The organism is Azospirillum brasilense, assembly GCF_008365405.1.
GTDB lineage: Bacteria > Pseudomonadota > Alphaproteobacteria > Azospirillales > Azospirillaceae > Azospirillum > Azospirillum brasilense_D.
In genome coordinates this window covers 206,786-220,793 of sequence record NZ_QOKV01000007.1, presented here as the reverse complement: position 1 = coordinate 220,793, position 14,008 = coordinate 206,786, and the positions used below count along the sequence as shown (strand labels likewise).

The 14,008-nt window shown below is 69.9% G+C and carries 15 protein-coding genes; 7 read left to right on the top strand and 8 right to left on the bottom strand.

All coding sequences use genetic code 11. The annotated features are described in order from the left end of the window. The first annotated feature begins 13 nt into the window (after window positions 1-13). Window positions 14-163, top strand: coding sequence for an aa3-type cytochrome c oxidase subunit IV (locus DS837_RS13900; RefSeq protein ID WP_109072472.1), 150 nt, complete (start codon window positions 14-16; stop codon window positions 161-163). 42 nt (window positions 164-205) lie between these two features. Here the strand turns inward: DS837_RS13900 and DS837_RS13895 are convergent, their stop codons facing one another. Together DS837_RS13895 and ndk are read right to left on the bottom strand one after the other, a co-directional pair. Next, window positions 206-685: a hypothetical protein gene (locus DS837_RS13895; RefSeq protein ID WP_149165294.1), complete on the bottom strand. Its 480-nt coding sequence runs from the start codon at window positions 683-685 to the stop codon at window positions 206-208. A 186-nt stretch (window positions 686-871) separates the two neighbouring features. Next, on the bottom strand, window positions 872-1,294 hold the full coding sequence (gene ndk, locus DS837_RS13890) for a nucleoside-diphosphate kinase (protein WP_145623832.1): 423 nt from the start codon (window positions 1,292-1,294) through the stop codon (window positions 872-874). Between the two features lie 335 nt (window positions 1,295-1,629). On the opposite strand from ndk, the gene DS837_RS13885 reads away from it, so the two are divergent. The 3 genes from DS837_RS13885 to DS837_RS13875 all read left to right on the top strand — a co-directional run bounded on the left by DS837_RS13885 (window position 1,630) and on the right by DS837_RS13875 (window position 4,981). Then, window positions 1,630-3,525 (top strand): ABC-F family ATP-binding cassette domain-containing protein, encoded by a 1,896-nt coding sequence (locus DS837_RS13885; protein WP_149165293.1) that lies wholly within the window; start codon window positions 1,630-1,632, stop codon window positions 3,523-3,525. Next, on the top strand, window positions 3,522-4,223 hold the full coding sequence (locus DS837_RS13880; protein WP_149165292.1) for an exopolysaccharide biosynthesis protein: 702 nt from the start codon (window positions 3,522-3,524) through the stop codon (window positions 4,221-4,223). The genes DS837_RS13885 and DS837_RS13880 overlap by 4 nt, the downstream gene beginning before the upstream one ends. Window positions 4,224-4,366: 143 nt before the next feature. Beyond that, window positions 4,367-4,981: a class I SAM-dependent methyltransferase gene (locus tag DS837_RS13875; protein WP_145623835.1), complete on the top strand. Its 615-nt coding sequence runs from the start codon at window positions 4,367-4,369 to the stop codon at window positions 4,979-4,981. A 10-nt stretch (window positions 4,982-4,991) separates the two neighbouring features. Here DS837_RS13875 and DS837_RS13870 read toward each other — a convergent pair whose 3' ends face one another. Continuing rightward, window positions 4,992-5,753 (bottom strand): SDR family NAD(P)-dependent oxidoreductase, encoded by a 762-nt coding sequence (locus tag DS837_RS13870; RefSeq protein WP_149165291.1) that lies wholly within the window; start codon window positions 5,751-5,753, stop codon window positions 4,992-4,994. Window positions 5,754-5,877: 124 nt separating this feature from the next. Here DS837_RS13870 and DS837_RS13865 point away from each other — a divergent pair, with 124 nt between their 5' ends. Further along, window positions 5,878-6,744 carry a YicC/YloC family endoribonuclease gene (locus DS837_RS13865; protein WP_149165290.1) on the top strand — a complete coding sequence of 289 codons (867 nt, stop codon included), beginning with the start codon at window positions 5,878-5,880 and terminating at the stop codon, window positions 6,742-6,744. A gap of 10 nt (window positions 6,745-6,754) precedes the next feature. Next, window positions 6,755-7,402: a guanylate kinase gene (gmk, locus tag DS837_RS13860; RefSeq protein WP_149165289.1), complete on the top strand. Its 648-nt coding sequence runs from the start codon at window positions 6,755-6,757 to the stop codon at window positions 7,400-7,402. A 119-nt stretch (window positions 7,403-7,521) separates the two neighbouring features. On the opposite strand, the gene rsmA is transcribed toward gmk, so the two are convergent. The 5 genes from rsmA to DS837_RS13835 form a co-directional block, all read right to left on the bottom strand. Next, the gene (gene rsmA / locus DS837_RS13855) at window positions 7,522-8,388 is read right to left on the bottom strand and encodes a 16S rRNA (adenine(1518)-N(6)/adenine(1519)-N(6))-dimethyltransferase RsmA (protein ID WP_149165288.1); all 867 of its coding nucleotides are present in this window, start codon (window positions 8,386-8,388) and stop codon (window positions 7,522-7,524) included. A 52-nt stretch (window positions 8,389-8,440) separates the two neighbouring features. Beyond that, the gene (locus tag DS837_RS13850; RefSeq protein WP_149165287.1) at window positions 8,441-9,007 is read right to left on the bottom strand and encodes a hypothetical protein; all 567 of its coding nucleotides are present in this window, start codon (window positions 9,005-9,007) and stop codon (window positions 8,441-8,443) included. Between the two features lie 119 nt (window positions 9,008-9,126). Continuing rightward, window positions 9,127-9,978: an alpha/beta fold hydrolase gene (locus tag DS837_RS13845; protein ID WP_149165286.1), complete on the bottom strand. Its 852-nt coding sequence runs from the start codon at window positions 9,976-9,978 to the stop codon at window positions 9,127-9,129. Between the two features lie 28 nt (window positions 9,979-10,006). Next, window positions 10,007-10,816, bottom strand: coding sequence for a lytic transglycosylase domain-containing protein (locus DS837_RS13840; RefSeq protein WP_149165285.1), 810 nt, complete (start codon window positions 10,814-10,816; stop codon window positions 10,007-10,009). 76 nt (window positions 10,817-10,892) lie between these two features. Continuing rightward, the gene (locus DS837_RS13835; protein WP_247889926.1) at window positions 10,893-11,435 is read right to left on the bottom strand and encodes a hypothetical protein; all 543 of its coding nucleotides are present in this window, start codon (window positions 11,433-11,435) and stop codon (window positions 10,893-10,895) included. A 183-nt stretch (window positions 11,436-11,618) separates the two neighbouring features. Between DS837_RS13835 and DS837_RS13830 the strand changes: the two genes are divergently transcribed. Further along, window positions 11,619-13,925 carry a hybrid sensor histidine kinase/response regulator gene (locus DS837_RS13830; RefSeq protein WP_149165283.1) on the top strand — a complete coding sequence of 769 codons (2,307 nt, stop codon included), beginning with the start codon at window positions 11,619-11,621 and terminating at the stop codon, window positions 13,923-13,925. The last annotated feature ends 83 nt before the right edge of the window (window positions 13,926-14,008 follow it).

Sequence of the window (14,008 nt, the reverse complement as noted above, 5' to 3'; positions counted from 1 at the left end):
GAGGCAAAGCGCCATGGCGGTTACCGATCACGGCCACAATCCGGTCAGCGAGGATGTCGTCCGCCGTCACGAGGCGGGCTGGCACGCCTTCACCCGCTTCATGACGCTGGCGACCGCAGGCGTAATCGCCGTGTTGGTCTTCATGGCGATTTTCCTGGTCTAACGGCCCGTACAAGCGGCCAACCGGAAAGCTGTGGCGGGGCGCTTACGCCCCGTCCGGCAGACGGCCGAGCAGCAGATCGCGCATTTCGCCGACCAGCGCGTCCACCTGCTCCTCCCACGTCTCGGTGCCGCCCTGAATGGCGTGCATGACGTGGGTCGCGAGGTGGATCAGCGCGGCGCGCACGCAATCCTCCGCCGGGAAATCCAGCCCCACCGTGTCCTGAAGGAACTGGCCGAGCTGGTCGGCGGCGTTCCAGGGATGGACGACCACCGTGTCGAAGCCGCTGGTCCCCAGGAACACCGCGTTCAGGGCCGTCGCCTGCGCGTTGATCGCGTCGATGGCCGCGTCCTGCTCGACGTTGCCGCGCAGCACCTCTTGGAAGGCCGCCAGGCACTGGTCGACGTAGCCGCGCACCAGCAATTCCACCACGCCCGGATCGCTCAGGTCGTTCCTGCCCTTCACCAGGGGCGGCAGCGGTTCCAGCAGGGCCGCGACGATCGGCTTGACGTCGGGATTTTCCATGGCGGGGGTACTCCTAGCGGTAGAATCCCCGAATACTCGACTTCGCCACGCCTGTCCACGATGCCGTGACCCGGCGCGGGCGACAAGTTGCGGGCGGAGCCGCTGAAGCGGAAGCCTCTGAATCGAAAAGGGCCGCCCCGGTCGGGACGGCCCTTCGCGCAAGGCTGCGAAGCGGACGAGCCGCGATCAGCCAACCAGCTCAATGCCGGCGAAGAAGAAGGCGATCTCCTGCGCGGCGGTCTCCGGAGCATCCGAGCCGTGCACCGAGTTGGCCTCGATCGACTCGGCGAACTCCTTGCGGATGGTGCCCTCGGCGGCGTTGGCCGGGTTGGTGGCGCCCATGATCTCGCGGTTGCGGGCGATGGCGTTCTCGCCTTCCAGGACCTGGAGCACGACCGGGCCGGAGATCATGAAGGAGACGAGGTCGTTGAAGAACGGACGCTCGCGATGCACGCCGTAGAACTGCTCGGCCTGGGCCTGGGACAGCTGGACGCGCTTCTGCGCGACGATGCGCAGGCCGCCGTCCTCGAACTTGGCGTTGATCTTGCCGGTCAGGTTGCGGCGGGTGGCATCGGGCTTGATGATCGAGAGGGTGCGTTCGACGGCCATGGCGGTGGGCTCCTGCTGGAAATGCGTTATGGGCGCCGCTGGTTTGGCCGGGGCGCCGGTTGCGCGGGGTTATATAGGCGCTTTTCGGCCACGGCAACCGGTTCGTGAGGCCGCGGGGTTCCCGTGCTGGCCTTAACCACAGAGACACGGAGACACAGAGTTTTCGCCGATGCGGCCGGCATACCGCCGCAGGGATCTCTGTGTCTCCGTGTCTCTGTGGTTCCCGTCTTGCCAAACGGCACCCCGGCACATCCGCACAAGCGCGGCTGCCATGAAGAGTTGCCCCGCGGGTCCCGCTTCAAATCGGGGGTTCGCCGTGGTAAACCGGCGCCGATATGCTGCACATCAACGACCTGACGTTCCGCTACGGCGGACGTGTGCTGTTCGACCGCGCCACCGCGGTCGTGTCGAAGGGCCACCGCGTGGCGCTGGTCGGCCGCAACGGCACCGGAAAATCCACCCTCCTCAAGCTCATCGCCGGCCAGCTCCAGACGGACGCCGGAGCCATCGGCGTGCCCACCGGCACCAAGATCGGCATGGTGGCGCAGGAGGCCCCGAGCGGCGCCACCACCCTGATCGACGCCGTCCTGGCGGCCGACACGGAGCGCACCGCCCTGCTGGCCGAGGCCGAGACGGCCACCGACCCCATGCGCATCGGCGAGATCCACGCCCGGCTGGCCGACATCGAGGCCCATTCGGCGCCGTCGCGCGCCGCCCAGGTGCTCTCCGGCCTGGGCTTCGACGCCGACGCGCAGGCGCGGCCCTGCTCCGACTTCTCGGGCGGCTGGCGGATGCGCGTGGCGCTGGCCGGCGTGCTGTTCGCCCGGCCCGACCTGCTGCTGCTCGACGAGCCGACCAACCACCTCGACCTGGAGGCGACCATCTGGCTTGAGGGGTACCTCAAGAACTACCCCCACACGATCCTGCTGGTCAGCCACGACCGCGACCTCTTGAACTCGGTCCCCACGACGACCATCCATGTGGACCAAGGGAAGCTGGTGACCTACGCCGGCAACTACGACCAGTTCCTCAAGCAGCGCCGCGCCAACATGGAGCGGTTGCAGGCCATGGCGACCAAGCAGGAGGCCAAGCGCAAGCACATGATGGCCTTCGTCGAACGCTTCCGCTACAAGGCGACCAAGGCCCGCCAGGCGCAGAGCCGCCTGAAGGCCCTGGAGAAGCTGGAGACCATCACGCTGATGGAGGACGACGCCGAGGTCGTCTTCAACTTCCCACAGCCGGACGAGATGGCCCCGCCGCTGATCGCGCTCGACGGGGTGACCATCGGCTACGGCGACCGCGCCATCCTGCGCCGCGTCAACCTGCGCATCGACATGGACGACCGCATCGCCCTGCTCGGCGCCAACGGCAACGGCAAGTCGACGCTGGTGAAGCTGCTGGCCGGACGGCTGGAGGCGATGGCCGGCGAGGTGAAGCGCCCGACCAAGCTGCGCGTCGGCTATTTCGCCCAGCACCAGCAGGACGAGCTGGACCTGTCGCTGACCCCCATCCAGCAGACCCAGCGCATCATGCCACTGGCGCCGGAGGAGAAGGTGCGCGCCCATCTGGGCCGCTTCGGCTTCCAGCAGAGCAAGGCGGAAACCCGCATCTCGGACCTGTCCGGCGGCGAGAAGGCCCGGCTGCTGCTGGCGTTGATGAGCCGCGAGACACCGCACATCCTGATGCTGGACGAGCCGACCAACCATCTCGACGTGGACAGTCGCGAGGCGCTGATCGAGGCGATCAACGGGTTCGAGGGCGCCGTCATCCTCATCAGCCACGACCCGCACCTGATCGAGCTGACCGCCGACCGGCTGCTGCTGGTCGCCGACGGCACGGTGCAGCCCTACGACGGCGACCTCGACGACTACCGCCGCTTCCTGCTCGACCGCGCGCGGGCCGAGCGCGCCGCCGCCAAGGGCGGCGAGGCGACGGACGCCGGGGCGAGCCGCAAGGACCAGCGCCGCGCCGCGGCGGAGGCCCGCGCCACCCTGGCCCCGCTGAAGAAGAAGGCCACCGACGCGGAGTCGCAGGTCAACAAGCTGACCGAGGAGAAGCGCAAGATCGAGGCGAAGCTGGCCGATCCCGCCCTCTACAGCGGTCCCAGCGACAAGCTGCGGAAGCTCCAGATCGACCTCGGTGTCGTGGACAAGAAGCTGTCCGCCGCCGAGGAGGCGTGGCTGGAGCATCTCGAAGCCTATGAGTCGGCGGCGGCGGAGGCCGGCGTATGAGCGTGCCGCGCAACGTGGCCTTCACCGGAGCGGCCTCGCTCCCCGCCACCGTCGCCCGCCGGGGGCGGCACGAGCATGGGGAGGAGCGGACCTCCGACGTCCTGGCCGCCTTCCGCGCCAACCTGCCGGACGGGCGGGTGTCGCTGGGCAACCTGATCCAGGCGCTGGGCGACCGCTCTCTGGGCACCATCCTGCTGGCCCTGTCGCTGCCCACCATCGCGCCGGTGCCGCTGGGCGTGTCCTGCCTGTTCGACCTGCCGATCCTGCTCTTCTCCGCCCAGATGGCCTTCGGCAAGCGGGGAGCCGCCCTGCCCGGCTGGATTCTGCGCCGCTCGGTCAGCCGCTCCCTCGCCGCCCGCATGATCGACAAGGCCATGCCGCGGCTGACCGCCATCGAGCGGATGCTGAAGCCGCGCCACAGCCGCTTCGCCAGCATCGACGGAGAGCGCTGGTTCGGCGTGCTGGTCCTTCTGCTGTCGCTGACCTGCGTGGTGCCGCTGCCGCTGACCGGCTGGCTGCCCGGCTTCGCCCTGGTTTTGCTGTCCCTGGGCCTGATCGAGCGCGACGGGGCCGCCGTCGCGGTCAGCCTCGCCCTCACCGTGGCCGCCCTGGTCTTCTTCGCGCTGGTCGCCAGCAGCCTGTCCTACGCCGGCCAGACCCTGTTGTCCCTCACGTCATATCCCGCGTTCATGGCATAGCTCCCGCCGCTTCGGCCGGTTGCGGGGGAACCCGGGATGCGACATAAGTGCGCTCTGGGATTGTTAGGTTCGGGACCCCCCGAGGCTCCAGCTTGTTTAGCCCCGGGGTAAAACGCTCAACAGCCAACGGCGAAAGGCCGATCATGACACCAACGGAAATCACCGTCGCGGAGAAGCAGAAAAGCGGCAAGACGCCGCCGGCCGCGTGGCTTTTCTTCCAGCGTTGGTTGGCCAATCCCCTGTCCATGGGTTCCGTTACACCATCCTCGGGCGCGCTCTGCCGGCTGATCGGCGAACAGGTGCTGTGCGGGCCGGACCAGGTCGTCGTGGAGTTCGGCGGCGGCACCGGTGCCATCACCAAGGCCCTGCTTCAGCGCGGCATTCCGGGCAACCGCATCTTCACCTTCGAGATCGACGACCACCTGTCGCGCTTCCTGCGCGGCCATTACCCGGACGTCAACGTCGTCCATGACGACTGCCGCAAGGCCGCCGACATCCTCGGCCCGGCGCTGGTCGGCAAGGTCGGCACGGTGGTCATCGGCATCCCCATGCTGAACCTGCCGATGCGCGCCCAGAAGGAGGTCGTCGAGGCCTGCTTCCGCATCCTGCCCGAGGGCGGACGCTTCGTTCTCTACACCTACGGCCTCGTGTCGCCGCTGAACCAGCGCGCGCTGGGCGTCAAGGGCAAGCGGCTGGGCTTCACCCCGCTGAACGTCCCGCCGGCCTCCGTCTGGGGCTATTGGAAAGCCAAGCCCTAATCCCCTTTTCTCATTCCTTGCGCGGTGCCTGCCGCAGCAGGACATCCGTCAGTCCCACCGGCAGAGCCGCCAGCAGCCACACGGTGGCGGCCATCGGCCAGGGAAAGGCGATGCGCGCCTTGTTGCGGGCCAGCCCGCTCTTGATGACCTGGGCGGCGCGGTCCGTCTCCATCAGGAAGGGCATGGGGAAGCGGTTCACCGCGGTCATCCGGCTTTTCACGAAGCCCGGACAGATCACCGTCACGCCGATTCCCTGCCCCGCCAGATCGCCGCGCAGCGACTCGCCATAGACCCGCACCGCCGCCTTGCTGGCGCAATAGGCGGGCGCGCCGGGCATGCCGCGGAAGCCGGCCAGCGAGGCCATCAGGGCGATCTGCCCGCGCCGCCGCGCCTGCATGCCGGGCAGCAGCGGGTGGACGCTGTTCAGCACGCCGTCCACATTCACCTGGAAGATGCGCCGTGCCTGCTCGGCGCTTTCCACGCCGCCCCCGGTGCCGGCGGAGATTCCGGCGTTGGCGATGACCAGATCGACCGGCGCGCGGGCGTCCAGCGCGCTCAGCCACGCCGTCATGGCCGCGCGGTCGGCCGCGTCGACCAGGGCCGTTTCCACCGCCGCCCCGGCGGCGCGGCAGCGCTCCGCCACCGCCTCCAGCCGCGCGCAGTCGCGTCCGCTCAGGGCCAGCGCGACTCCAGGGGCGGCGTAGGCGCGGGCCAGTTCCTCCCCGATGCCGCTGGACGCCCCGGTGATGACGATCGAGCGCGGATCGCGCATGCCCCTTTCCCCCTTGTCCCTGACGCTTGTTGCCTTGGCCGCCCGACGCTATAACGTGAGCCTCCCGATCCCACAAATATTCGTCGAGGCCGCTTTGCCCGCCCAACGCTCCGCCGTTTCCAGCATGACCGGTTTCGCACGCGTGGATGGGCACGCCGACGGCTACAGCTGGACGTTTGAGGTGAAGAGCGTCAACGGGCGCAACCTCGACATCCGCTGCCGCCAGCCCGCCGGCTTCGACACGCTGGAGGCCGCTGCCCGCGCCGAGATCCCCAAGCGGCTGGCCCGCGGCAGCGTCAACCTGAACCTGACCGTTACCCGCAGCCAGTCGGTGTCGCAGCTCCGCATCAACCGCGAGCTTCTCGCCCAGGTGCTGGAACTGGCGCGCGAGATCGAGGGCGCCGGCGCCGCCCCGCCGCGGCTCGATTCGCTGCTCGCCGTCCGTGGCATCATCGAACCGGTGGAGGAGGACGAGGGCGAGGCGCGGGAGCGGGTGGAGGCCGCGCTGAAGGCCGACCTCGGCCGGCTGATCGGCGAACTGGTCACCGCCCGCCTGTCGGAGGGGGCGCGTCTGGTCACGGTGCTGAACGGCCATCTCGACGAGATCGAGCGGCTGATCACCGCCGCCGCCGCCTGCGCCAGCACCCAGCCCGAGGCTTTGCGCGAACGGCTGCGCAATCAGGTCGCCGCCCTGCTCGACGCCGCTCCGGCCCTGCCGGAGGAGCGGCTCGCCCAGGAGGCCGCCATCCTGATCGCCAAGGCCGACGTGCGCGAGGAGATGGACCGCCTGCGCGCCCACATCCAGGCCGCCCGCGACATGCTGGCGGAGGGGGGCGCCATCGGCCGCCGCTTCGACTTCCTGTGCCAGGAATTCAACCGCGAAGCCAACACCCTGTGCTCCAAGTCCGCGGACGTGGAGCTGACCCGCATCGGCCTGTCGCTGAAAGCCTCCATCGAGCAGCTTCGCGAGCAGGTCCAGAACATCGAGTGATACCCGCCCCATGCCCGAGACCATGAACACGAAGATCGCCCGGCGCGGCCTGATGCTCGTGCTGTCCTCCCCCTCCGGGGCGGGCAAGACCACCATTTCGCGCCGCCTGCTGGACCGCGACCCCGGCATCACCCTGTCGGTGTCCGTCACCACCCGGCCGATGCGCCCCGGCGAGCAGCCGGGCGTCCATTACTATTTCGTCGACATGCCGGAGTTCGACCGCATGGCCGGCCAGGGCGAGTTGCTGGAGCACGCCCGCGTGTTCGGCAACTGCTACGGCACGCCGCGCCACGCGGTGGAGACCGCGCTGAGCGCCGGGCGCGACGTGCTGTTCGACATCGACTGGCAGGGCATGCAGCAGCTGGCGGCCAACGCCCGCGCCGATCTGGTCAGCATCTTCGTCCTGCCGCCCTCGGGCATCGAGCTGGAGCGCCGCCTGCACTCCCGCGGCCAGGATTCGGCTGAGGTGATCGCACAGCGCATGGCCAAGGCGTCGGACGAGATCAGCCACTGGGCCGAGTATGATTACGTGATCGTCAACAACGACGTCGACGAGAGCGTCACGGCGGTCCAAGCCATCCTGCGTGCCGAGCGGCTGCGCCGGACGCGGCAGGTCGGGATGCCCGCGTTTGTGGAGAGTGTGCAGGCGGCGCTGTAAAGCGACGGCCCCCTCCCACCCCACTTCGTGGGTCCCCTCCCTCCCCCGCTTCGCGGGAGAGGGCACTCATCCCCTCCACCGCGAAGCGGGGGAGGGTTAGGGAGGGGGCAATTGCAAGCTCACCTCCCCCGGAACGCCCGCGCCAGCGCCGCGAACCCCGCCACGTCCACCTCTTCCGCCCGCGCGGTCGGCTCGATGCCGGTGGCGGCCAACAGCGCCTCCGCATTTCCCAAACTCTTCAGGCTCTGGCGCAGCATCTTGCGGCGCTGGCCGAAGGCGGCGGCGGTCACCTGCTCCAGCGCCTTCCACTCGGCCGGCTCCGGGTTGGCGCGCGGGGTCAGATGGACGATGGTGGACTCCACCTTGGGCGGCGGGGTGAAGGCCTTGGCCGGCAGGTTGAACAGCACCCGCGCGTCCGACCGCCACTGCGTGATGACCGACAGGCGGCCGTAGGCCTTGCTGCCCGGCTTGGCGACCAGACGGTCCGCGACCTCCTTCTGGAACATCAGCGTCAGGCTGACGAACTCCTCGATCCGCTCCAGCCAGCCGATCAGCAGCGGCGTCGCCACGTTGTAGGGCAGGTTCGCCACGATGGCCCGCGGGGCCGGGGCGATTTGGATGGGATCGACCTCCAGCGCGTCGCCTTCGACGATGGACAGCCGCCCGTCCGCCGCCTGGATCACGTCCTGCAACGCCTCGATGAAGCGGTGGTCGCGCTCGATGGCGATGACCTGCTTCGCCTTGGTCGCCAGAAGCGCGCGGGTCAGCCCGCCCGGACCGGGACCGATCTCGACGACCGTCACGCCGGTCATGTCGCCCGCCGAGCGCGCGATGCGCCCCGTCAGGTTGAGGTCGAGCAGGAAGTTCTGCCCCAGCGCCTTGCGGGCATCCAGCCCGAAGCGGGCGATCACGTCGCGCAGCGGCGGTAGGGTCTGCGGGTCGAAGGCGGAGGGCATGGGGGCGGAGTCGGGCGTGGCGTCGGTCATGGCCGCACTTATAGGACGGCGCAAGCCCGCCGTCATCTGCCGCGCATCGTCGTCACCCTTCGCTTTTGAGCGCGATGTTTTCCGGCGCGGCGTCGAGACGGCCCGTGCAGGTGATGCGACGCCCGTCGTCGAAGGCCTGGGACGGCTTCGGCCCGATGGTCACCTGCAGGACCACGCGGTCGGCCAGTTGGTCGCCGAGGTCCTGGGGCCGGTCGCCGCCCTGGGAATCGTGGCTGAACACACTCTCCAGATACCAGGCCGCCCCGCCGGCCCCCTGCGGCCCGCCGCGGACCAGCGCGCCGGCCAACCGGGTGTAGACGTCCTTGCACACCTCCTCGGTCCGGTTGCGCGGCAGATCGACAAAGTTGGCGTAGGCGACGATCCGCCGGTCCTGGAAGCGGTAGAAGACGCCGCTGCGCGACACCTCGGCCCGCAGATCGCGGGACAGCCCGTCGACCGTGTCGTGCAGATCGCCACGCAGCCGGGTCATGCCCCAGTCGAGCAGGGTCACCGGCTCCCGCGACAGCCAGTCCAAAGCGTCGCGGGCCTGAACCGGCCCGGAGACGAAGGGCAGAAACATGAAGGACGGCAACAGGACGAGCGCGGCGAAACCCCTCATGGCGTCGGGCCTCCGGACCATCGTTGCGGCGCAACCGTACCCGCGATGCTAAGCCAGGAGCGCGGCCATATCCAGCCGGATTCCGGGCCGCATGCCACGCCCAAGCCGGGGTACCCCCGTCAGTCCTCCAGCAGGAAGTCGCGCACCGCGGCGATCTGGTCCCCGGTCATCAGCGCCGGGGCGTGGCCGGTGTGGGCGAACTCAATCAGACGGGCCTTGGGGCCGCGGCGGGTCATCTCCTCTGCCGTCTCCGCCGGAAGAATGTCCGAGGTGGCGCCGCGCAGCACCAGCACCGGGCAGCGGATGCGGTCCCAGACGGCCCACAGGTCCACGTCCTCCATCGGCTGCGCCTTGAACGCCTCGGCGATGGCCGGGTCGTAGGCGAGGCCGTAGCAGCCGTCCGGACGCAGGCGGGCGCTGTGCTCCGCCATGTGGCGCCACGCCTCGTCGGACAGCCGCCCGAAGCCCATCAGGACGAAGCGCAGGTAGGATTCGACCGCCGCCAGATCCTCGAACACCGGGTCCTTGCCGACATAATCGGCGATGCGCTGCAAGCCCGCCTTCGGGATGAAGGGGCCGATGTCGTTGACGACCAGCCGGCGGATCGGGCTGTCGGGCTGGGCGGCCAGCAGCATGCCGATCAGCCCGCCCATGGAGGTGCCGATCCAATCAACCGACTCCACGCCCAGCCGGGCGATCAGCGCCGCCATGTCGGCGCAGTATTGCGGGTAGCCGTAGAGCGTCGGGTTGGCCAACCGGCCGCTCCTACCGCGCCCCACCACATCCGGGCAGGCGACGCGGTAGCGGTCGGCCAGATCGAGCGCCAGCGCGTCGAAATCGCGGCCGTTGCGAGTCAGGCCATGCACGCAGACGGCGGTGCGGGCCGCGTCCTCGCGCCCCCACTGGGTGTAGGCGACGCGGTGGAACCCCGCCGCGCTGAGGCCGAGAAAGCTGCGTTCGGACATCGGCACGGGTGGCCCCTCCCCTGTTGGTTCGTCCTCAGCCCTTGCCGGGCTTCGCCAGCTCCGCCGCCTGCCGGACGACCATGGGCGACGGGTCCGCCACCGCGGCGTCGAAGGGATGCCGCGGTGCGTCGTACAAGCGGCGGATGGAGCGCACGTAGTTCCGCGTCTCCTCGTAGGGCGGAACGCCCCGGTAGCGGTCCACGGCGCGCTCCCCCGCGTTGTAGCCGGCAAGGGCCAGCGTAACGTCCCCCTGGAAATAGGCCAAGAGCCAGCGCAGGTAGCGTACGCCGCCGCGGATGTTCTGGGCGGGGTCGAAGACGTCCGATACCCCGAAGCGCTCCGCCGTGTCGGGGATGAGCTGCATCAGCCCCGCCGCCTCCTTCGGCGACACCGCGTCGGAGCGGAAGGCGCTCTCCACCCGGATCACCGCCATGACCAGCGCCGGGTCCAGCCCGTACTGGGGCGCGGTCTTGTGGACCAGCGCGATGATCTCCGGCGGCGGGGGCGACGCCTCGCGCAGCGGGGCCGCGCCGGGGCGGCACCAGGGACGGACATGGCCCATGCGGCCCGGCACATAGGCGACCAGCCGCCGCGCCTCCTTGTGGCCGCGCGACGCCGCGGCGCGCAGCCAGGCCGTGCCGACCCGCTGGTCGCGCTTCACCCCGACGCCGAACAGGAAGCGCCGCGCCATGCGGTAGGACGCCTCCGGATCGCCCTTCTCCGCCGCCTCGCAGTCGGCCATGCGCGACTCGCGCGAGGAAACGGAGCCGGACTTGCCCGCGGCGAGGGCGGCGGGGGCCGCCAAAGCAACGAGAAGGGCGAACATCAGGGGGAGGAAACGCACGGGTTGGCCTTGGAACGGTCTGCAAAACCGCATTGATATGAGGCTGCCCGCAAGATGCGGCAAGCGCAGGACAGGATTACCCTCTTTTCGACACAGCGCGCAGGCGGCCGCGCAGCGACCGCGCCCAGCCGCGAACCACCGCCTGCGCCGGACGAGTCGCCTCGCGCACCCGCCCCACCAGCCGCTTGGCGGCCAGCCAGGGCGGCAGGGCGGTCAGCCAGGCCAGCCAGCGCACCACCCGCACGTAGCACCAGGCGAAGGCCGGGATGGTCAGCAGCTTGTCCTTGCCAATGTGGAACAGCCGCTCCACCAGCGTGACCTTGACCAGTTCCACGCCACCGAGCAGCAGCGCGCCCTGGACCGCATGCCCGGTCCCCATCAAATACAGGCCGACCGGCTTCAACGGCTCCAGAATCACCAGCGGAACCATGAACAGCGCCAGCGTCGGATAGGGGCCGAGCCGGCGGATGCGCGCGGCCAGCCGTTCGGCGAAGCGCTGCCGGCCGATCCAGGCGGCCAGCGGGCGCACCGCCTCCAGCGCGACCGCGTCGATCAGGAAGTAGACCAGCGCCGCGACGGTCAGCAGCGGCCGCAGCACGAAACGGCGCAGCAGTCCCACCAGCCTCCGACCCAAGCGCCGACCCAAGCTCCGAGAGGAGGAACTTCCGTTCGAGGTAGCCATTAGGTCTTTCGTCAGGCGTACAGGGGCGTTTCGCCGGCTTGGGTTCGCTGCGGAATTCCACTATCTAACGTTTTTGCCATTGCGCGTCCGTCCTCTCGTCCACTCTCGGTGCGCCCCATCGTGCTCGGCCATTACGATCCTTACCTCGTTGCGCTGTCCGTTGTCGTCGCCTCTTTCGGCGGCTATGTGGCTCTGGACCTCGCCTCCCACGCGCGGGAAGCCGGGCGGGGGCGGAACGGCTGGCTGGGGGCCGCGGCGCTCGCCCTGGGGGCGGGGATCTGGTCGATGCACTTCATCGGCATGATGGCGATGCGCATGCCCGTGCCGGTGTCCTACGACATCCTGCTGACCGCGTTGTCCTTTCTCCTCGCGGTTGGGGTGTCCGGGACCGGACTGTTCGCCGTCGCGCATGGCGGGGGCGGCCGGGCAACCCTGGCGGCGGCGGGTATGCTGACCGGCTTCGGGATCGTCGCCATGCATTACGTCGGCATGGCCGGCATGCGGCTGCCGGTGCCGCTGATCTACGACACGCTTCTGGTCGCCACGTCGGTGGTCATCGCCGTCGCCGCCTCCACCGCCGCGCTCTGGCTCGCCTTCCGCACAGCCAGCCCCCTGCAGCGCCTGTCCGGCGCGCTGGTGCTCGGCGCCGCGGTGGTCAGCATGCATTACGTCGGCATGGCCGCCGCCAGCGCCGTCGAGAACACCATTGGGAAAGCCATTGGGCACGCCGCCCATCTGGACGCCGTCCCGGCCGGGGACGACCTCGGCCTCGTGCTGTCCACGCCGTCTCTCGCCGTGGGAACCGGGATCGGCACGCTGCTGATTCTCTCGCTGGGGCTGCTCTCCGTCCTGATCGACCGGCGCCGTTCGGCGGAGCGCGCGGCGGGGCAGGAGGCGCGTTACCGCTCCGTCGTCGACACCGCCGTGGACCCCATCGTGGTGATCGACGAGATCGGCACCATCCAGTCCTTCAATCGGGCGGCCGAGACGACCTTCGGCTACGGCGCGGAAGAGGCCATCGGCGCGAACGTCCGCATCCTGATGGCGGAGCCGCACCGCTCCGCCCATGACGGCTACATGGCGCATTTCCGCGAAACCGGCGAGCGGCGGATCATCGGCATCGGGCGCGAGGTGGAGGGACGACGCAAGGACGGCTCCCTCTTCCCGCTGGAGTTGTCGGTAGCCCAATGGCACGACGGGCGGCAGCGCCTGTTCACCGGCATCATGCGCGACATCACCGCCCGCAAGGCGGCGGAGGACGCCCTGCACCGCGCCAAGGCGGAGGCGGAGCGCGCCCGCGAGGAGGCGCTGGCCGCCCGCGACAAAGCCGAAAGGGCGGACATGGCCAAGACCAAGTTCCTCGCCGCGGCCAGCCACGACCTGCGCCAGCCCGTGCAGTCGCTGTTCTTCTTCGCCCACGCCCTGTCCGACCGGCTCGACGGCCATCCCGCCTCCCCCCTTCTGGCCAGCATGAGCGAGTCGCTGAACGGCCTGCGCACGCTGCTGGACAGCCTGCTGGACGTGTCGCGGCTGGACGCCGGGGTGGTCACCCCCGCGGTGACGGAATTCGCGCTGGGTCCCCTGTTGCAGCGTCTGGCCGACGAATACCGGGGCCGCGCGGCGGAGGTGGGGATCGCGTTGCGCCACGTCCCCACCGACGGCTGGACGCGCAGCGACCCGGCTCTGGTCGAGCGCATCCTGCGCAATCTCGTGGAGAACGCCATCCGCTACACGGAGAGCGGGCGGATCCTGATCGGCTGCCGCCGCACCGGCAACGGCCTGCGGGTCGAGGTGCTCGACACCGGCATTGGCATCCCCGAGGACAAGCGCGACGAGGTGTTCGTCGAGTTCGCCCAACTCGCCAACCCCGAGCGCGACCGGCGTAAGGGATTGGGGCTGGGGCTCGCCATCGTGAGGCGGCTGGCCGGTCTGCTCGGCCACGAGGTGACCCTGCGCTCCCGGCCGGGACGGGGCAGCGCCTTTGGCCTGACCGTGCCGTCGGTCGCGCCGCGCCAGGTGATGAAGACCTGCCGCCCGGCCGCCCAGCCCGCCGCCAACGGTGGAAAGGGTCTGGTCGTGGTGGTGGAGGACGACGCCATCATCCTGCTCTCCATGCGGACCATGCTGGAGGAATGGGGGTACGAGGTGGTGGCCGCCGTCTCCGCCGACGAGGCGATCGGCACGCTGACCAGCCTCGGCCAGCGCCCCGACATGATCGTCGCCGATTACCGTCTGCGCGAGGGGCGGACCGGCCTCCAGGCCATCCGGGACATCTACGGCGTGTGCGGGGTGCGGGTGCCCGCGCTGGTGCTGACCGGCGACACCGACCCCGCGCGTCTCGCCGAGGTCCAGCAGAGCGGCCACCGCCTACTGCACAAGCCGGTGGCCCCCGAAGTGCTGCGCAGCGCCTTGACCTCCGCGGCTTAGGCACCACCAGTCCCGGCCAAGTCCCGAGTGTGGTTGAAAGCGCGCTCCGCCCCGCTTATGGTCTTGGAAAAAGGCGCGTTTGC

Coding starts and splice junctions, on each gene's coding strand:
- gmk (WP_149165289.1), top strand. CDS start 6,755: ATGCCCGAGACCATGAACACGAAGATCGCCCGGCGCGGCCTGATGCTC.
- DS837_RS13875 (WP_145623835.1), top strand. CDS start 4,367: ATGACACCAACGGAAATCACCGTCGCGGAGAAGCAGAAAAGCGGCAAG.
- DS837_RS13895 (WP_149165294.1), bottom strand. CDS start 685: ATGGAAAATCCCGACGTCAAGCCGATCGTCGCGGCCCTGCTGGAACCG.
- DS837_RS13880 (WP_149165292.1), top strand. CDS start 3,522: ATGAGCGTGCCGCGCAACGTGGCCTTCACCGGAGCGGCCTCGCTCCCC.
- DS837_RS13900 (WP_109072472.1), top strand. CDS start 14: ATGGCGGTTACCGATCACGGCCACAATCCGGTCAGCGAGGATGTCGTC.
- ndk (WP_145623832.1), bottom strand. CDS start 1,294: ATGGCCGTCGAACGCACCCTCTCGATCATCAAGCCCGATGCCACCCGC.
- DS837_RS13865 (WP_149165290.1), top strand. CDS start 5,878: ATGACCGGTTTCGCACGCGTGGATGGGCACGCCGACGGCTACAGCTGG.
- rsmA (WP_149165288.1), bottom strand. CDS start 8,388: ATGACCGACGCCACGCCCGACTCCGCCCCCATGCCCTCCGCCTTCGAC.
- DS837_RS13870 (WP_149165291.1), bottom strand. CDS start 5,753: ATGCGCGATCCGCGCTCGATCGTCATCACCGGGGCGTCCAGCGGCATC.
- DS837_RS13850 (WP_149165287.1), bottom strand. CDS start 9,007: ATGAGGGGTTTCGCCGCGCTCGTCCTGTTGCCGTCCTTCATGTTTCTG.
- DS837_RS13885 (WP_149165293.1), top strand. CDS start 1,630: ATGCTGCACATCAACGACCTGACGTTCCGCTACGGCGGACGTGTGCTG.